An 18,734-nucleotide genomic window follows, 5' to 3' on the forward strand; every position below is an offset into this window, starting at 1 on the left:
CATGCTGGCCTCCTTCCAGCCAGCATGGTGAATCAGAAAGAAGCTGATTTGGGAATCCCAAATCGATTCAACCTAACCTCATCCCGCTTTAGCCCTTCAGAATCGCCAGCGCCAGCGCCTGCGCGCGCGGCACGATGCTGTCGAGCTCGAGATATTCCTCCGGCGTGTGCGCGAGCCCACCGACCGGCCCGAGGCCGCAGATGGTCGGCGTACCCACAGCGGCGGTGAAGCCGGAATCGGCGCAGCCGCCGGAGAACTCGCCCTGGAGCGTGGTGAGGCCGACCTGCCTCGCGGCCGCCTGGTAACCCTCGAACAGCGCCTTCGAGGCCTCGCTCTGCACCAGCGGCACGAACTCGCCCTTGATCGTCAGTGCAGCGCTGGTGCCCGGAACGAACGATGTCGCAACGATCTTTTCGATTGCGGCCATCACCCTCGTGCGGTCGGCGGGATCGACATAGCGCATGTCGATCTGACCCTCGGCGTAAGGCGCCGTCGTGTTGACGGACTGTCCGCCCGAGACGAGGCCGACATTGAGCGTGATGCCCTTGTCGAGATCGGTCAGTGCGTGGATCTGAACGATCTTGTGCGCGAGCTCGCCGATCGCGCTGACGCCCGCCGCGAAATTCGCACCGGAATGCGCCGCCTTGCCGGTGATGGCAAGATGCATGAAGATGCCGCCCTTGCGCCCGGTGACGACGTTGCCCGTGGGACGGCCCGGCTCGGAATTGAACACGGCGCGCGCAGCGCGTCCTTCGCGCTCGATCACGGAGCGCGACGATGGCGAGCCGATCTCTTCGTCCGAAGTGATCAGCACCTTGATCGGATGAGGCGAGCCGCCGAATTTGTGGAAGGCGGTCGCCACGAACACGTTCATGACGAGGCCGGACTTCATGTCGGCGACGCCGGGCCCGTAGGCGCGACCCTCCCGGATCGTGAAGGGGCGGCGCTTGGCTTCATCTTTGCCGAACACGGTGTCGCGATGCCCCATCAACAGCACCGGCTTTTCGTTGCTGCCGGGTTTTGCCACCTCGGCATGGATCGCGTCGCCGAACGTGGCGTTGGCCTCGCGCCGGGACGGAATGCCGTGCTCGGCAAAATGCCGTTCGAACCGCGCACCGACCGCATCGACGCCTTCTTTGTCATAGGACCCGGAATCGATGTTCACGACGTCGCGGAGCAGGTCGATCATGGCCTGCTTCTGCGACGCCAGCCAATCCGTGATTTGAGCTTCAGACATGTGGTCCCTCGCGTGGTTCTCACGCGGGGTTATAAGGCCTGGTGCCGCGGTGACCTAGTGGCGAGATGCGGTGCGGCCATGTGTTCGCTCCATGCCGCTATCATTTGGCAAAAGAATGCCCGGACCGGGTCCGGGCATTCTTATCATTGGCTTTGCCGGAGCGCCTACGCCCCGATCATCGGCATCCGCGGATGCTCGCCCGGCCCTCCCGCCGGGGTGATCGGGATGCCGCCGTCGGCATATTCGTTGAGCTTGTTGCGCAGGGTGCGGATCGAGATGCCGAGGATGTTCGCGGCGTGGGTGCGATTGCCGAGGCAGTGTTTCAGCGTCTCCAGGATCAGGTCGCGCTCGACGTCCGCCACGGTGCGCCCCACCAAGGCCCGCGTCACCTGCTCGGCGGCCATGGTCGCGTGCGCCACGGCGGGCGGCGTCTTGGCGAGGTCGAGGCGGTCGCCGTCGGGGGTGAGGATCGCATCGGAGCCGATCTCGTCGCCCTGGGCCATCAGCACAGCGCGGTGCATGGTGTTTTCGAGCTCGCGGACGTTGCCCTGCCATCGGTTGGCGGAGAGCACGCGTTTGGCTTCCGCCGAGATCGGGCGCAGCGGCACGCCGTTGGCTTCGGCGTATTTCTTCACGAAGTGCTGGGCGAGCTCCAGGATGTCGGCGGGGCGCTCACGCAGTGGCGGGATCTTCAGGTTCACGACGTTGAGGCGGAACAGGAGGTCCTCGCGGAACGTGCCTTCGCGCACGGCGTCCGCCAGGTTGCGGTTCGAGGTCGCGATGATGCGGATGTCGACCGGAACCGGCTTGGTGCCGCCGACGCGGTCGATCACGCGCTCCTGGATGGCGCGGAGCAGCTTCGATTGCAGCCGGACGTCCATCTCGGAGATTTCGTCCAGCAGCAGCGTGCCGCCGGTCGCCTCCTCGAATTTGCCGATGCGGCGGGCGATCGCGCCGGTGAAGGCGCCCTTCTCGTGGCCGAACAACTCGGACTCCAGCAGGTGTTCGGGGATCGCGGCGCAGTTGATCGAGATGAAGGGGCGCTTGGCGCGGGCCGAGCGGGTGTGGACGTAGCGGGCCAGCACTTCCTTGCCTGTGCCGGATTCGCCGGTGATCATCACCGAGGCGTCGGAGCCTGCGATCTGCTGGGCGAGCTTGATGACGCGCGCCATGGCGTCGTCGCGATAGACCAGCTCGCGGGAATCGTTGGCGACCGCGGCGAGCACAGCGGCGATCAGCTCGGGATCCGGCGGCAGCGGGATGTATTCCTTGGCGCCGGCATGGATGGCGGCGACTGCCGCGCGGGCGTCATTGGTGATGCCGCAGGCAACGATCGGGGCGTGGATGTGCTCGGCCTCGAGCCGCATCACGAGGTCGCGGATGTCGAGGGCGACGTCGACCAGCAGCAGGTCGGCGCCCTTGCCGCCGCGCAGCACGCGCATCGCTTGCTCGTGATCCTCGGCATGGGTCACGGTGGCGCCGTTATCCATCGCGATCTTGGTGGCGGTGGTGAGCTGGCCCTTCAATGTGCCAACGATGAGAAGCCGCATGTCAGTCTCCTGTCCGTCTGTTCGCGCTGCCGCGCGTCATTCGCTTTGCGCGCCTTAGCCGCGTTCCGTCTTGATGATTTCCGTCATGGTCACGCCGAGCTTGTCTTCGACCAGCACCACCTCGCCGCGGGCGACGAGCTTGTTGTTGACGTAGATGTCGATGGCCTCGCCGACACGGCGATCGAGCTCGAGCACGGTGCCGGGTCCGAGCTTCAACAGCTCGCCGACATCCATCTTGGAGCGGCCGAGCACCGCAGAGACCTGCACCGGCACGTCGAAGACGGCCTCAAGGTCTGCGGCGACACGCGCCGCATATTCGTCCTCGTTGTAGCCGACGTCGGCGCCGGTGGGCGGCAACGGGCCGTTGAGATCGGGCAGCGGGACCTGTCCGTCGGTGTCGCTCATGGCTTAGTTCCCCTTGCGGGACGCGATATAGCGTCCGACCATGTCGTCGATCTTGGCCGCAATGGCGCTGCGCTCCAGCACGACACCGCCATCGGCCCACTCGATCCGGCAGTCGCCGGTGGCAATTTCAGGCTCGGCCAGGATCACCAGCCGTCCTTCGAAGCCGCTCTGCTTGGCGAGCCGCTCGATCTTCTCGCGCGCGCTGTCGTAGAGCGCCTCGTTGATGCGGACGACCAGATGCGGCGTCGCGACGAGATGCGAGAAGCAGTCCTTGACCAGCGCCATGATCTCGCCAAGCGGCTCGGCGGCGATCAGGTCGGCGCACAGCTTGCGCGCCACGGCGATTGCGACCTCGACCGCCTCTGTCTCCATTTTGGTCTCGATGTTGCCGATGCCCGACGCGACGCCCCGGATACCAATACTGATCTCTTCCATGGCAAGTGCAACGCGGCGGTCGCTCTCGGCCTTGGCCTCGCGCTGACCCGCGACAAAGCCGTCTTGATAGGCGCGCGCTTCGGCTTCCGCGACTTTCTGCGCGATTTCGGCCGCGGTCGCGGCCTTCTCGCGCGTCCGGTCGGGCGCGGCGAAGTCGGTGTCGAACAGGAATTTGGCGGGAGCACCCATCAATACACCAGCTCGTCGTCAGCGCGGTTCTTGGTCAGCATGATCTCGCCTTTGGCGGCGAGGTCCTTGGCGAGGTTGACCAGCAGCGCCTGGGCCTCGTCGACGTCGCGCAGGCGCACCGGCCCCATCGCCGCCATGTCGTCCTGCAGCATCTTGGCCGCGCGCGAGGACATGTTGCCGAAGAAGAAGTTGCGGACGTCCTCGTTGGCGCTTTTCAGCGCCACACCGAGCTTGTCCTTGTCGACGTTGCGCATCAAGGTCTGGGCCGAGCCGGAATCGAGCTTAACGAGGTCGTCGAAGGTGAACATCAGCGCCTTGATGCGCTCGGCCGATTCCCGGTTGTCCTCTTCGAGCGAGGTGATGAAACGGGTTTCGGTCTGGCGGTCGAAATTGTTGAAGATTTCCGCCATCACCTCGTGGGCGTCGCGCCGACGGGTCTGCGACAGGTTCGACATGAATTCGGTGCGCAGCGTCTTCTCCACGCTCTCGATCACTTCCTTCTGAACCGCCTCCATCTTCAGCATGCGGTTGACGACGTCGAGCGCGAGATCTTCGGGGAAAATGCCGAGCACGCGCGCCGCATGTTCCGGCTTCAGCTTCGACAGCACCACGGCGATGGTCTGCGGATATTCGTTCTTGAGGTAGTTGGCGAGAACCTCTTCCTGCACGTTGGAGAGCTTCTCCCACATGTTGCGTCCCGCGGGGCCGCGGATCTCGTCCATGATGCCGTTGACGCGCTCCGGCGGCAGATACTGCTGGAGCAGGCGCTCGGTCGCATCGAAATTGCCCATCAGCGCGCCCGAGGCCGACATGCGCGAGACGAACTCGAGCAGCATATCCTCGACCGTGTCGACCTCGACGGTGCCGAGTGTCGACATTTCCAGCGAGAGATGGCGCACCTCGTCGTCGTCGAGCAGGCCCCAGATCTTGCCGCCATACTGTTCGCCGAGCGCCAACATCAGGATCGCGGCGCGCTTCGGACCTGACAATGCCTCGGTCTTGCCGCCGCCCTGCCGGTTGCCGGCGCGCTGACCGAGCGTGGAGATCACGCTGGTGATGTCGTTCGAGTTGGCGTTTTGCAAGGAGGCGGCCATGTCAGATCACTTCTTGATTCAATTGGCTTCGGTTACTTCGTGGGCTCCGCCAACCACTGACGGATGATGGCGACGGTTTCGTTGGGGTTGCGCTCGGCGAGCTCGCCGACGCGATGCACGGACTGGGCGTGGACCTGGCCCTGGATGGTGGCAACGTCGATCGCGCTGGCGGCACCGCCCGGGATCAGCGCCTGGCCGGCGGCGGCCGGCGCGGCTTCTTCGGACGACGCGGGGCCGGAGAGCACGCCTGATATGGCGGCGGCGACTTCGTCGGAGGCGAGGATGCGCTTCACCAGCGGGCGGATCACCATGAACATCACGACCAGGCCGAGCAGCATCATCACGCCGAGCTCGACGAAATACATGATGTCGTCCTTGGTGAACTGCAGCATGCCAAGGAAGCCGGAGGGCTCGGCGATCGGCGCGGTGGAGGGGGCGTCGGCAAAGCGCAGATTGACGACCTCGACCTGGTCGCCGCGCTTCTGGTCGAAGCCGATCGCCGAACGCACCAGGGTGGCGATGCGGTCGAGCTGCTCCTTGGTCCGATCGGTGTAGACGAGCTCGCCCTTGTCGTTCTTGGAATAGATGCCGTCGACCAGCACCGCGACCGAGATGCGGTTGACCCGGCCTGCCTCGGTCACCTCGGTCTTGGTGGTGCGGGAGATCTCGTAATTATTGGTCTCCTCGGACTTCTTGGTCTGGTCCTTCGCCGCAACGCCGCTGTTCTGCTGGTTGCCGGGAAGCTCGTTATTGACGGTGACCTGGCCGTTGGTGTCGGCGGTGAGGCTGCTTTCCTCGCGGGTCTGGGTCGAGCGCAGCACGCGGCCCTCGGGATCGAACTTGTCCGAGGTCTGGGTGATCTTGTTGAAGTCGAAATCGGCGGAGAGCTGGACGCGGGCGCGGCCCGAACCGACCACGGAGGAAACGATGTCCTCGACCTCCTTGCGCAGCCGCTTTTCGAAGGCGATGCGCCGGTCGTCGCCTGCGGCCTGCTCCGGATCGGTGGCGGCGCCGTCTGCGAGCAGTTGGCCGGACTCATCTACGATCGAGACCCGCTGCGGCTTCAGGCCGTTGACTGCGGAAGCAACGAGGTGGCGGATGGCGCGGATCTGCTGGGCTTCGAGCGAGCCGCGGACCCGCACCACGATGGAGGCCGACGGCTCCGGCGCCGCGCGCGCGAACAGCGGACGCTCGGGCAGGACGAGGTGGACGCGGGCGGCCTGGATCCGGTCGATGGCGCGGATGGTGCGGGCGAGTTCGCCCTCCAGTGCCCTCAGATGATTGATGTTCTGGACGAAAGAGGTGGTGCCGAGCGCGTCCGACTTGTCAAAGACCTCGTAGCCGACGCCGCCGCCCTTGGGCAGGCCGCCCTCCGCGAGCTTCATGCGCAGGCGGGTGACCTTGTCCTTGGGCACCATGATGATGCTGCCATCATTGCGCAGCTCGTACTGGATGCCCTGGCGCTCCAAATCTTTGATAATGCTGGAGGAATCCTCCATGCTGAGATCGGTGAACAGCGTCGTCATCTGCGGCGTGGTGACGCGCATGATGACGAACGCGAAGAAGCCGATGAGCGCGGCGGTGACCGCGATCATCGCCCCGAAGCGAGCGGCGCCGATACCTTTTAAGAAGTCCGCAAGACCTTGCAAGCAACCGCCCCGACAGATTCGACCCGCATTCCAAGAGCGGACGAGTGGGCAATTATTGCCTAGGTGATGGTTTCGATATGGTTAACGAAGGTTAAGAGCTGAGACAAAAGGGGCGAACATGAAAAAAATCGGCCTCGCAGGGCGAGGCTGATTTCGTCAAAAGCAGCAGATTTCCGGATTGCTTACTGGCGATATTGCTGGATGCGGGTGGTGCGCAGACCCGCCAGACCATGCTGGTCGATGGAAAACTGCCAGGAGAGGAATTCGTCGACCGTCAGGGTATAACGGCTGCAGGCCTCCTCCAGCGAGAGAAGTCCACCACGCACTGCGGCGACGACTTCGGCCTTGCGGCGGATGACCCAGCGTTTGGTGCCGGGTGCGGGCAGATCTGCAATCGTCAGCGGACTGCCGTCCGGCCCGATGACGTATTTTACCCTCGGGCGATGGGGTTCTGTCATGGCGTACTCACAAACTCTCAACCACTGAACTCACGCCATAACCCTACGCGTGCCGGCTTAAAAATCCGCTAAGCCTAAGGCTTCAATACAATTCTCGTTGAATCCGGCTGGAACGAAACCGGCCCGGCGGGCTGAAACGGTGATTTCAGCCGGCCGAGCGGGGTCTTCGTAAATACTTTACTAACGAATGGGGGCCGGCGCGCTGGTGCAGAGGCCCGTCGACGTCGTCCTGGCGAAAGGCAGGACCCTGTTACCCCAAAGCGCAGTTTGGCGAAGACTCGGAGTAACCTCTCCGCCCCAAAATGACGTTCGGTGGCTATGGTCCTGGCTTTCGCCAGGACGACACCGAGTATGTCGCAGCGGAATCGACCTTAATTGCTGCTGGTCGCGACGATGGTCTTCACCTGGCTCAGCGTGTAGCTGTTGCCGTCGATGCTGAGCAGCGGCGGTGACTGGGTCAGGTCGACCGACGAGACCACGCCCTGCACCTGGGCTGCGATGCCGACATTGTTGCCGGCGACGTCCTTGCCGGTCGCCGTGATCGTGTACTTGCCGTCAGGCCATTGCGTGCCGTCATTGCCCTGGCCGTTCCAGGTGAAGGGAACATCCGAGGCGGCGCCGGCGGTGTATTTGCCGGTGAATACGGTCTGGCCGCTGGAATTGGCGATGGAAATATCGACGGTGGCATCGGTCGGCACATTGAGATGCCAGGTCGCGGACGAGCTCTTCATCGTCGCGGTGGTGCCGTCGACCACGGCGGTCTTGCCGACGAAGCCGAGCGCCTGGGTTGCCTGCGTGGTCTGCTGCAGGGTCACGAGCTGCGACAGCGAGTCGTTGGTCTTGAGCTGCTGCTCAACGCCGGCGAACTGAACCAGTTGCTGGGTGAACTGGTTGGTGTCGAGCGGATCGAGCGGGTTCTGGTTCTGCAGCTGCGTGGTCAGCAGCGTCAGAAAGGTCTGGAAATTGCCGGCGAGCGTCGCGCCCGTGGTCGAGCTCAGGCTCGAGTTCGAGGAGGATTTCGGGACATCGGTCGTGCCGGAGACGACGGAAGGGGCGGTGGCGGCATTCGTGGTGGTCATGGCGAATACTCCTCACACTCTGATATCGACGCCGCTGCTCGATCCGAGCATGCGGCCATAGCTGCGGCTGACGGGCGCGGCGGTCGCCTGATCGTCCTCGCTGATGATCAGCCGGCGCGCATTGCCGGAATTGTCGTTGTTCTGGCCGGAGTTCTGTCCCGGCGAATTCTGGTCGCGCAGGCTGAAGGAGAGCCCGTTGCTGCCGGTCTTGAGGCCGGCGTCGTCGAGCGCGCGCTGCAATTGCGGCGCGTCCTGCCGCAGCATCTGCAGCGTCTCTGGCTTCTCGACGGTGACATGCGAGGTGACCTGGCCGTTGCGGTCGACATTGATGCGCACGTCGATGCGGCCGAGATCGACCGGATCGAGGCTGATGTCGAAGCGGGTCTTGCCTGCGCGCGCGGCAGCGGCGATCTCGACCGGGATGCCGCTGATCGGCACCGCCGCCGAATTCGCCGCGGTCGCGGTCAGCGTCGCAGTGGAGGCGGTCGCTGCCGAGGTCGTCGCCGTCAGTGGCGCCTGCATGGCGTTGGCGGCTTGTGTGCTGGTGTCGGTCGCCGCAGCAGCAACGGCTTGCGGATCGACATGGGCGTGCGTCGTCGGCGCGGCCGGCGTGGCGTCAGCAGCGCGGTTGGCCGCATCAGCCTTGGTCTCGGTCGCGATCGTATCAGCCTGCGGCTTGGCGGCTTGTAGATGGGCGGCGGCATTGGCCGCGGCCGTCGCGGTATTTTGCGCGGAGGTCATTGCCTGAGCCGTCTTGCCGGCGTCCTGGCCGATGTTGGAGACGTCGGTCTGGCCTTGAGCAGTTGCTGCCGCCTTGAACGAGACCTTCGGCGTGCCCTGGTCGGCCGCGGTGACGTGCGCAGCTTTCGCCGTGACATCGGTTGCGGTGGCGTCGGTGCCCGCAACAGCCACCTCAGCCGGCGCGGCCTTTGCGTCGGTGGTTTTGGCATCGCCGCTCTTGGCGGTCTTGCCGGTCGCATCCGTCTTCGTGCCGGCGATCTGCGCCGCTGTCGAAGCGCTGGCCGCAATGCCGGCCGCGGCGATCGTCAGCGGTGAGGAAGCGGTGCCCGTGGCCTGGCTGGCTGCGTTGGGGTCGGCGGGTACAGCGGGCGCGGCGACGGGTACGGCGGTCAGATCGGGCGTCGCTGCCGGCGTCGCGGCGGCCTGGGCGGCAGAGGCATCCACCGCCGCGGCGAGGCCGTCGGTGCTACCCGTATTCTCGGTCTTCGTGCTGTCGGACTTGTCGCCCGGCTTGGGGGCGGAGGCGTCAGACTTGTCCTTGGTCTTGCCGTCAGTCTTGGTGGGAGTGACCGGCGTATCGCTGGCCGTCATCGTCGACGAATCCGAGGCGTCGCTCGTCTTGCTCTGCGAAGGCTGGTCGGTCGAGGAGCCGTCGCGCGCGCCCAGGTCTGACGAGGTCGACGACGAGGAGCAATCGCTCCGCCGCGGCGCCGGATCCTGGCTCGGGGGCGGTGCGCTGTTGCTGATCGCCTGGGTGTTGCTGTCGACCAGCGCGCCGAAGGAGTCGCTCGGCGCGGTGTCCTTGTGGGTCTGGGACCGGGCAGGCTTTTGCTGCGCGCTCGAGACTTGCGCACTTGCCGCTACGTCTGACGTAACACCGACCACAGGCGACCCCTTGAAAACATCTTCGGATCAGGAGGTTAGCAAGGAGCGGGCCAGTCCCTCTCGCGGATATTTTATACAGTGAAATCAATGACTTGATCGGTCGAGGCCGCTGCCGCCAGCCGCCTTGCGGCCCCATCATTTCTGCCGGCCCGGCAAGAATTGCCTGAAAGCGCGGGGCGGGCGTGATTGCTTCAGCGAAATGCCCCCTATATTAAAGGGTGCTCTCAGCCGCTTTCGACCGGGCAAGCCAGTATCTTTCGGGAACTCAAGTTCCCGGGGATGCCTAGCGGCCCGGTCTAGGGGCATCAACGCCGCCGTCACGTCAGCTTAGGCCCATGCTCAACAGTCTGGATCTCGAAGGCCGTCCTGAGGATACCAGGGTCGTCGTCGCCATGTCGGGCGGCGTCGATTCCTCGACGACGGCTGCGCTGCTGAAGGCGGAAGGCTACGACGTCGTCGGCATTACGCTGCAGCTCTACGATCATGGCGCGGCGACCCACCGCAAGGGCGCCTGCTGCGCCGGCCAGGACATCCACGACGCGCGCGATGTCGCCGCCAAGCTCGGCATTCCCCATTACGTGCTCGACTACGAGGACCGCTTTCGCGAGTCGGTGATCGACAATTTTGCCGACTCTTACGCGCTCGGCGAAACGCCGGTGCCGTGCATCGAGTGCAACCGCAGCGTCAAATTCCGCGACCTCCTGAAGACCGCGCGCGAGCTTGGCGCGCAGGCGCTCGCCACCGGACACTATGTTGCCTCGCGCCGTCAGGGCGACGGCTCGCGTGCGCTGGTCTGCGCCGCCGATGCCGATCGCGACCAGAGCTACTTCCTGTTTGCGACCACGCAGTCACAGCTCGACTTCCTGCGTTTTCCGCTCGGCGACATGACCAAGCCCGAGACGCGCGAGCTCGCGCGCCGCTTCGGTCTCTCGGTCGCCGACAAGCACGACAGCCAGGATATCTGCTTCGTGCCCACGGGCCGCTACACCGACATCATCACCCGCCTGCGTCCGAACGCGATGGATCCCGGCGATATCGTCGATCTCGACGGCCGCGTGCTCGGCCAGCATCACGGCATCGCCAATTTCACCGTCGGCCAGCGCCGCGGCCTCGGCATTGCAGCTCACGCGCCGCTGTTCGTGGTGCGGCTGGATGCGGCCAACCGCCGCGTCGTCGTCGGTCCGCGCGATGCCCTGAAGATGCACCGTATCGCCTTGCGCGACGTCAACTGGATCGGCGGCGGCGATATCGACCGCGCCATCGGAGGCGGCCTCGAGCTGTTCGTGCGCGTGCGCTCGACGCGCAGCCCCCAGCCGGCCTGGCTGCGCGGCGCGAACGGTCACTACGAGGTCGAGCTCGTCGCCGGCGAGGAGGGCGTTTCGCCCGGCCAGGCCTGCGTGTTCTATGACGCGCCCTCAGGGCAGGCGCGCGTGCTCGGCGGCGGCTTTATCCAGAGCGCCGCCGCGAAGGTGACGGCGAGCACAGCGAGGCCGCTGGTGGAAGCGGTACGCGGCTAAACTTCCGGGCAGGGCAGGGGGCATGGCAGCAGACATCTCGCGGGCCGGGGTCGAGAAGGCCTATGGCCGCTGGGCGCCGGTCTATGATCTCGTGTTCGGCAAGGTGTTCGACGCCGGACGGCAGTCGACCATCGCGGAGGCCGATCGCATCGGCGGCCGCATCCTCGACGTCGGAGTCGGCACCGGGCTCTCGCTCTCCGATTACTCGCGCACCACGAAGATCTGCGGCGTCGACATCTCCGAACCGATGCTGCGCAAGGCGCAACAACGCGTGCGCAGCCTTCGCCTCTCCAATGTCGAAGTGCTCTCGGTGATGGACGCGAAGAACCTCGCCTTCCCGAAGAACTTCTTTGATGCGGTGGTCGCGCAATATGTCATCACCGCCGTCCCCGATCCCGAAGCCACGCTCGACGAGTTCGTGCGCGTGCTCAAGCCCGGTGGCGAGCTGATTCTGGTCAACCACATCGGTGCCGAGAGCGGCCCGCGAAAGCTGTTCGAGCTCGCCTTCGCGCCCATCGCCCGCCGCCTCGGCTGGCGCCCGGAATTCCCGTGGGAGCGCCTCGTCAAATGGGCCGCCAGGCACGGCGGCGTCACGCTGGCCGAACGCCGCCCCATGCCGCCGATGGGGCACTTCTCGCTGATCCGCTACCACAAATCGTGATCGCAGCACTGGGAACACGCGCCGTTGCCGACGCGTTTCCTACCTATGCGCACGATATCAAACCTCATTATGGCCGGCCTCGTGATCGCAGCCTCTGCGCCAGCGATCGCGCAGGCCCCGCCCGCCCCGGCGACGCCGCCGCAAGCGACCGCGCCGCCATCCCCGCAGCACACGGCCGACTGCACGCCGCAGGACCGCCCGAACCGCGCCACCGTGCCTGATGGTCAAACCACCGGCCAGGCCCGGGAACCGCTCGGCGACAAACTGGCCAAATCCGACGGCGTGCTTTGTCCGCCCGCCGGCATCGATCCGGAGATGCACGCCCCGGCGCCGAGCACGGACGGCAACATGCCCGTCATCCCGCCCCCCGGCAGCCCGGGCGGCGACCCCAACGTCAAGCCGAAATAAGAGAATTTCCGCGCTCCGCGTTCCCTTCGCCTTTCCCCGCCTGCGGGAGAGGCCCAAATCCGCGCAAAAAGCGCGGATTCGGGGTGAGGGGGACACTCCACGAGTCTGGTACCTAAGGATCGGATTCCACGACCAAATCAGCTCGGTGACATCCCAAGCGACCTTTGCTTGACTTCCCGCCGCCCCCTTCCTTATATGCCGCGCGTTCGCGAGATCGGCCGTTTCGGCCCCGCGAGTGACTCGTGGCGGGGTAGCTCAGCTGGTTAGAGCACGGGAATCATAATCCTGGGGTCGGGGGTTCGAGTCCCTCCCCCGCTACCATAAGACCACGCGATATCAATACGTTAGGCCGATGGCTTCCCCGCCATCCCGGTCCGTAGCGCATCCGTAGCGCCGTGTCGCATGCGAACGGCAATCTAGTCCTTGAGAGCTTCGTGCCTGAATCCTTCATAGGCAATCTTCTTGAAGGCCGTCGTCGTTGCTGCTTGCTCATTCGCTGGAGCACAGACCCTCCAATCCCCGCGCTTTGCACGCCTCAGCTGGGAACTTGTCACGCATTCTGACAAAAACCCGAGCAATCTAATCCTTGATGATTGGATCGAGGCCGGATCGCGTACTCCGCGCCGTCCAAGGACTCGGTGCTTGAAGCCAGCGACAATGTCGGCCGCGAACTCGCTTCGGCTGCTCAGCCCTCTCAAGGCTGAAACAGGGGGGTTCGATTCCCCTAGGGAGCGCCAGCAAAATCAGAAACTTAGGGTATGGGCAAAAGCGCGGTGTCCAGTCTGTGTCTCGTTGACGCGTGCCCGCCCCGTTCTTTTAGTTTGCTGAAAGATGCGGGCCGTTGGCGGCTTAAGGGCAGCTTACTATTCTGTGTATGGCCCTAAACGGGGATGCGAATCCCTCCCTCTCCGCCATACGACCGCGACGCGCGAAAACCCCGGTAAAACGAGGGGCGCCAAGAGCCCCCGGATCCGGTGGGGGAGAGCCACGGTGGAGAACCGCGGATCGTTCAATTTTGTCCCAATCTGCCACCATTGCGCCGCTGGCGGAAGCCGAATCCAGAACCGTCATCTGTTCCAAAGCCGGCACTCAGGGATGCGGTCGTCTCACCAGACTCATCGGCGATGCCGCCGGCTCTGGCGTTCGCACCGGTAGTTTTTCGAAGGGCTGAACAGCTTCCCAAGCTGCATACGAGGGTTCGATTCCCTTCGCCCGCCCCAATTCAAAGACGCCTTGAAAATAAGGCTCTTCAGCGAATTTTGCAGGGAAGCTTTCTCGTCGCCCGAGAAATTCATACAACAGCTGTACAAATTCATTGTGCTTCAGGGCGATCGAGGCAGCAACTCAATGAAATGAGCAGGACAAGCATTCGAGGGTCAGCTGCTCTCGGCTCTCCGTCCGCTTTTGGACAACTCTTGAAAAGACCAAAGCCATTGAACATAGGGGTCGCCGGCCGCCCAGCAATGTCACCCGAAACTATTGTCGTCACTTTCTCGCTCGATTGCAGCAACGCGCACGTCGCGCAGCCGTGACGCTTCGGGACCAGCGCTCTGACCATCGACCAGCATGCGTTCGATGGTCGCCTTGAAGTCCGGCACCAGTGAGCGCAGGACGCCGGGCTGCTTGATGGTCATCAATTTGGCGAAGTCGATTTGAGTTCTGGTCGGTTTAGCTAAACGAAAGAGGTCCATACGGAAAACACTTGATTTCAGTATGGATCGCGGCGTGAAACTTGGTCGGCGCCCAGTCAAGGCTTTCTTTGAAGCGCGCATACGCGACCTCCGGGCCGAAGGGATGGAAATCCTCAAGATAGGCCGGACGCTCGAGATCGGCACCTCGGTTGTGCAACGGGTGTTGGCCCAGGCTAAGCTGTAAGCTCGAGGAGGGGCAACAGCGTGGCCCTTAACCAAGGCGTTGCGACGCAGGGGCGCAAGCGACAAGCAACGTATTGCTGCCGACCGTGCGATTCTTACCCACCCACATCAACGTACGACACGTGTTTCGCTATCAAGCTCCCGCAGCGCGCAGAGACTGTTGACCAGCCGCATGTCCTCGACAGTATTGCAGGCCACCTCAAGCAATCGTGGGCTCGCAAATATCAACGAGAGAGCCTGCGCCCGTGAGATTGCGACGTTAATGCGGTTGATGCTGAAGAGAAAGTTTACGCCTCGTGGGATTTCGTCGCCCGACGATGTGGTCATCGAGATCAGGCAGACCGGAGCCTCCTGGCCCTGAAATTTATCAATCGTTCCGACCCGCGCACCCGATGGCAGGGCCGCCTTGATCGCGTTAACCTGAAGATTATAGGGAGCGACGATCAGAACATCATCGAGGCTTAATCTCCTCTCGTGTCCAGCGCGGTCGCGGAACTTACATGCCAGCAGGCGCTGCAGTTCAATTCGAATCGCCGCGATTTCCTCGTGCGAGCTCTGCGTGTTTCCCGCGTGCGGCACCTCGATCAGACGGGCTCCCGTACGCAGGGGATAAGTCTCGCCGATGATGCACTGCTGGGCAGCTCCCTCATCGCTATTCAACCGCCCTTCGTAGACTAAATCCGAAATGAAGCGGCAAATGTCCGGGTGCATCCGGCGTGACGTCGGCAGAAAAATCCCGCGATCCACCGGAACCGTATTATGACCGGAGAGGAGATATTCAAGTGCCGACTGGCCGCTCTCCCCGGGATGCGCACCTTGGATCGGCTGCGACAGCTGCATCGGATCACCGACCAGCACGACGTTCTTCGCACAAGTCGCCATCGCCACGGTGTTTGCGATCGAGACCTGTCCGGCCTCGTCTACAAACAGGTAGTCGAAGCTTGCCTCAAAGTCGATCCGAGAAAAGAGCCAAGCCGTGCCGCCCACGACCGACGCTGACAATAGCCGCGCATCCTCATTTCTTTCTGTTTGGTGGATCAGGTCACCGTACCTTGCGTCGAAATCGCCACCGCCCTTTTTGGCCATGCTGACCGTCGTGCCGGTCTCGGCTGCGCGATCGAGAACTGCGTAGAGGAGATTGTCGATCGCATTGTGGCTGTGCGATGCGACGGCGATGCGCTTGCCGCGGCGCACGAGTTCGAGGATCGCGCATGAACTGACATAGGTCTTGCCTGTTCCTGGGGGGCCCTGGATTGGCAGCACGCTGCAATCCAGCTCCGCGACCACCGAAACGACCTCCGTCACAAACATCTTGCCGGCATCTACGACAGCTTTTAGACGGCGCGCGTTCGTAAACCGGGGCGAGGATCGGGTGATGAAGTCGCGGATGGCCGGGTAGCGCCCATCGCCGCGAATGAAAGAGTCAACCCCGCGTTCGATTGCGCCCTCGATCGCATCCGTGTCGAGGGGACGTCCCGGCAGCAGTGAGATGAATTTCGGCGCCTCGCGGAAGCGCGATTGAGAGAACCGAACCGTAGCTGTGCGGCGGGCGTGATCGAGGTTGATCAGATTGACTGAGGCAGGCAGCCCATCCAGCTCGATGTGGCAGTCGCCCGGCTTGAGCTTGCTCTCCTGATCGGGAAAGTCATAGGTGCGCTCCCAGGAACGGCCCGCGTCGATGGTCCGTGTTTTGGCAACCAGTCCGCCCAGGCATTCCGCGTCCTCGATCAGATGGTCAACATCTTTGCTCATCTTGTCGAAGATGGCCCACCAGGCTGGCTTCTTTTCACGGGGGTGGAAGCGGCTGAGATCGAACAGCAGATCGGCGATAGCTTCCCCATATCGATCGCGAATGGGGACGAGCTTCTTCCGCAGGGCCGCGACCGCCGCTTCATCGTCATGGACGGAGTTGCGTCTGCCGTCGCCTTTGCCGTTTGGCCCGCCCAGGGGGCCCCATTGCATGTTTGCGGGCCTCACGCTGGACACGAGCCAGTCGCGCAGCTTCTGCGTCGAGATGCAATCGTCCCTATTGTAGTCGCGAATCTCGCGCAGGATCTTCGGATCCTGGCTGTCGCGCCAGTTCTCATAGGCGACAACGCTTGCGCCGGCCGTCTTCACCTCGCCGGCCCGCGCCTCCATGTAGAACACTTCGAGGTTTTTCAGTGAATAGGCGGGCTCCGAGGCAGTGAGACTGCCCGAGACGACGGTGTAGAGATCGACGAAACGATGGTCCCTCAGCATCTGATCAAGCAGAGCCTCACCGACGCCGTGACTGCAAGTCAAGCGGCGAAGCGCCGAAATCTCATACGCGGCATAGTGGTAGATGTGGGCGCCGGGGTACTCCTCGAGCCTGTCGGCGAAGAACGTCATCAGTTTCCTTAGAGATTCGCCTTCGGCCGCCCGATCATGGGCCCAAAAATCTCTAAAGACGCCGTTGCCACCATCCTGAAACCACAGGCCATGGAGATATTCGAGGCCGCCTTCGAAATAAGGATCGCCCTCGATGTCATAGAAGACATCGCCCTGATCAGGTTTCGGCAACAGCGCGAGGCCGCGATTGGGGTCGAACGGTTTCAGCTCGAAAGACGGGGGCCCGCCTGCCCGCCGCAGGGTCTGCAGCCGCGCCTGGGCGGCGAGCTTCTGCAGGGTCGCTTCGGCAAGCTTGGGAATGCGCTGCCTGAGTTGCCCGAGCTGGGTCATCGTGGTGACGCCAGAGGCGAGCAGCTTGCCGCGCTGGCTGCGGCTAATCCCGGCCACCAATGAGAGGCTGTCGGTCTCATCCCAAAATTTCTCGCAAGTATCGCGCCAGCGGCAGAGCCCGCACATTTTGACGGGATCCGGCGTCGTCGTCGGAGGCGCGACCACGAATTGCTCGAGCCGCTGCCGCGCATAACGTGAATATGCGGCATACTCGTTCAGACGGAATGAAAAGCGCTTCCCGTTGCCGAGTTCGACATGCGCATGTTCGGGCTCGAGGTGCTGAATTTCGGACAGAAGATCGGAATAGAGCACGAGCTGCAGGATGTGCTTGGGATCCGGCTTGCGCTTAAGCTTAGTATCAACCACTTCGTACGAGAACGAGCCAAGGGCAGAAGGCCGCTCAACACGAATCAGAAAATCCGACCAGCCGCCCCACGGAAGGCTGAGCAGAGCACCCTGGAAGACAACGTCTGGGCCAGTCGCCAGAGCCTCGCGGGTTTTGTTCGCCGCGGTCGCAAGGTCGCTGTCGCGGTTGAGCTCAAGAACCTTCTGGCCATCGGCCTTAAGGGCCGAGAGGTAGCGGAGCTCGTGATCGTCCCCGTATTTTTGAAGAAGCTGGGCGTCTTCACTGTCTTCGGTGGGGACCAGATCCTCGCCCCGGGCAAACCGCAAATCCAGCGCTGTCGCATGTTTGCAAGACATGAAACGCATCAGATCGGACGCCGATAGAAGGACCTGCTGCCCCTGAACTCGCATAACTCCCCCGTGTGTAAGACTACCGTAACGGGTATGGATGACAATAGCTGTCACCCCAGCGGTTGGCAGTCATGTCTTTCGAAAAAGCTAAACAATTTCTTGACCTTACGACCTATGTCATGGCGCATCGTGCGGGCGTGACGCTCGCGGATGTCGAGGAGCGTTTCGAGATCTCGCGGCGTACCGCCCAGCGCATGATGCAGGCGCTGGAAGCGCAGTTTCCGGACACTGCGTCAGGCTACGACGAGCAGGGACTCAAGCGCTGGCGGCTTCAGACCAGCGCGGTTCGGGACCTGCTGACTTTGTCGCCCGAAGAACTTGCGGCACTGGATCTGGCGATCGAGACCCTTCAGCGCACGGCGTCCGGCCTCGAGGCGGCCGAGCTGCGGCGTCTGAAGGAGAAAATCCTCGCGCTTGTGCCGCGCAGCAAAATGGCGAGGGTTGAGACCGATCATGAGGTGCTGCTAGAGGCTCAGGGCCTTGCCTCACGGCCGGGTCCGGCTGCCAGGATCAGACCGGATATCGCCGCTGTCATCTCGAATGCCATCAAATCCTCGCAGCGGCTCAGGATCACGTATCATTCCCGAGGGGCCGCGGCGCCGAGCATGCGTGTGGTTGAGCCCTATGGTGTTCTGATCGGAATCCGGCGCTATCTGGTTGCAAGGTCGAAAGACGATCCTGGTGGTCCGCTCCGACACTTTGTGGCGGAGCGCATCCAGTCGGGTGAGCTGACGGGCGAGAGCTTCGTTCGCGATCCAGGTTTCGACCTGCATGAACACGCGCGAAAGGCTTTTGGTGCATTCCACAATGATACGGAATTTGGCGAGGTAGTCTGGCGTTTCACGCCCTCCGCAGCCGATCATGCGCGTGCCTTCGCTTTCCACCCCAGCCAGGTGCTCGAAAACCAACCCGATGGCTCGCTCATTGTGCGCTTCTGCGCCTCCGGTCATCTCGAAATGTGCTGGCACCTATATATGTGGGGTGACCAAGTCGAGGTGCTGGCACCGGAAGCGCTGAGGAAGATGGTGCTTCTCTACAGGCGCTCCGACTTCCCGGCTCTTCCATAAGACATGCCAGAATCTGTCACCGGGCGAGT

General features: G+C 63.4%; 15 protein-coding genes and 2 tRNA genes. 6 read left to right on the top strand and 11 right to left on the bottom strand.

Annotated elements, in window-relative coordinates:
- Positions 1–88: 88 nt before the first annotated feature.
- The 9 genes from XH88_RS26530 to XH88_RS26570 all read right to left on the bottom strand — a co-directional run bounded on the left by XH88_RS26530 (position 89) and on the right by XH88_RS26570 (position 9,722).
- Entirely contained in the window at positions 89–1,237 is a 1,149-nt protein-coding gene (locus XH88_RS26530) for a M20 family metallopeptidase (RefSeq protein WP_271671194.1), read from the bottom strand.
- Positions 1,238–1,401: 164 nt separating this feature from the next.
- A complete protein-coding gene (gene flbD, locus XH88_RS26535) occupies positions 1,402–2,787 on the bottom strand; it encodes a sigma-54-dependent transcriptional regulator FlbD (RefSeq protein WP_271671195.1) in 1,386 nt (461 codons plus the stop codon).
- 54 nt (positions 2,788–2,841) lie between these two features.
- Positions 2,842–3,192 (bottom strand): flagellar motor switch protein FliN, encoded by a 351-nt coding sequence (gene fliN / locus XH88_RS26540; protein ID WP_271671196.1) that lies wholly within the window; start codon positions 3,190–3,192, stop codon positions 2,842–2,844.
- A 3-nt stretch (positions 3,193–3,195) separates the two neighbouring features.
- A complete protein-coding gene (locus XH88_RS26545; protein ID WP_271671197.1) occupies positions 3,196–3,816 on the bottom strand; it encodes a FliH/SctL family protein in 621 nt (206 codons plus the stop codon).
- A complete protein-coding gene (fliG, locus tag XH88_RS26550; RefSeq protein WP_271671198.1) occupies positions 3,816–4,910 on the bottom strand; it encodes a flagellar motor switch protein FliG in 1,095 nt (364 codons plus the stop codon). Before fliG ends, XH88_RS26545 begins: the two co-directional genes overlap by 1 nt.
- A gap of 32 nt (positions 4,911–4,942) precedes the next feature.
- Positions 4,943–6,559 (bottom strand): flagellar basal-body MS-ring/collar protein FliF, encoded by a 1,617-nt coding sequence (gene fliF / locus XH88_RS26555; protein ID WP_271671199.1) that lies wholly within the window; start codon positions 6,557–6,559, stop codon positions 4,943–4,945.
- 182 nt (positions 6,560–6,741) lie between these two features.
- Positions 6,742–7,017 carry a CtrA inhibitor SciP gene (gene sciP, locus XH88_RS26560; protein WP_002714638.1) on the bottom strand — a complete coding sequence of 92 codons (276 nt, stop codon included), beginning with the start codon at positions 7,015–7,017 and terminating at the stop codon, positions 6,742–6,744.
- Positions 7,018–7,388: 371 nt separating this feature from the next.
- Entirely contained in the window at positions 7,389–8,096 is a 708-nt protein-coding gene (locus XH88_RS26565) for a flagellar hook assembly protein FlgD (RefSeq protein WP_092302904.1), read from the bottom strand.
- A 12-nt stretch (positions 8,097–8,108) separates the two neighbouring features.
- Positions 8,109–9,722: a flagellar hook-length control protein FliK gene (locus XH88_RS26570; protein ID WP_271671200.1), complete on the bottom strand. Its 1,614-nt coding sequence runs from the start codon at positions 9,720–9,722 to the stop codon at positions 8,109–8,111.
- Positions 9,723–10,057: 335 nt separating this feature from the next.
- On the opposite strand from XH88_RS26570, the gene mnmA reads away from it, so the two are divergent.
- From mnmA to XH88_RS26595, 5 genes are all read left to right on the top strand, one after another.
- Positions 10,058–11,239, top strand: coding sequence for a tRNA 2-thiouridine(34) synthase MnmA (gene mnmA, locus XH88_RS26575; protein ID WP_271671201.1), 1,182 nt, complete (start codon positions 10,058–10,060; stop codon positions 11,237–11,239).
- A 22-nt stretch (positions 11,240–11,261) separates the two neighbouring features.
- A complete protein-coding gene (locus XH88_RS26580) occupies positions 11,262–11,900 on the top strand; it encodes a class I SAM-dependent methyltransferase (RefSeq protein ID WP_271671202.1) in 639 nt (212 codons plus the stop codon).
- Positions 11,901–11,945: 45 nt separating this feature from the next.
- Complete coding sequence (locus XH88_RS26585) at positions 11,946–12,308, top strand: hypothetical protein (protein ID WP_271671203.1); 363 nt, start codon at positions 11,946–11,948, stop codon at positions 12,306–12,308.
- A gap of 244 nt (positions 12,309–12,552) precedes the next feature.
- Positions 12,553–12,629 (top strand) — tRNA-Met (locus XH88_RS26590).
- 319 nt (positions 12,630–12,948) lie between these two features.
- Positions 12,949–13,045, top strand: a tRNA-Glu gene (locus tag XH88_RS26595).
- Between the two features lie 729 nt (positions 13,046–13,774).
- Here XH88_RS26595 and XH88_RS26600 read toward each other — a convergent pair.
- Positions 13,775–14,080, bottom strand: coding sequence for a hypothetical protein (locus XH88_RS26600; RefSeq protein WP_271671204.1), 306 nt, complete (start codon positions 14,078–14,080; stop codon positions 13,775–13,777).
- 210 nt (positions 14,081–14,290) lie between these two features.
- A complete protein-coding gene (locus XH88_RS26605) occupies positions 14,291–17,638 on the bottom strand; it encodes a TM0106 family RecB-like putative nuclease (RefSeq protein ID WP_271671205.1) in 3,348 nt (1,115 codons plus the stop codon).
- A 119-nt stretch (positions 17,639–17,757) separates the two neighbouring features.
- Between XH88_RS26605 and XH88_RS26610 the strand changes: the two genes are divergently transcribed.
- Positions 17,758–18,705: a helix-turn-helix transcriptional regulator gene (locus tag XH88_RS26610; RefSeq protein ID WP_271671206.1), complete on the top strand. Its 948-nt coding sequence runs from the start codon at positions 17,758–17,760 to the stop codon at positions 18,703–18,705.
- Positions 18,706–18,734: the final 29 nt, after the last annotated feature.

This window comes from Bradyrhizobium sp. CCBAU 51627 (assembly GCF_028128765.1).
GTDB lineage: Bacteria > Pseudomonadota > Alphaproteobacteria > Rhizobiales > Xanthobacteraceae > Bradyrhizobium.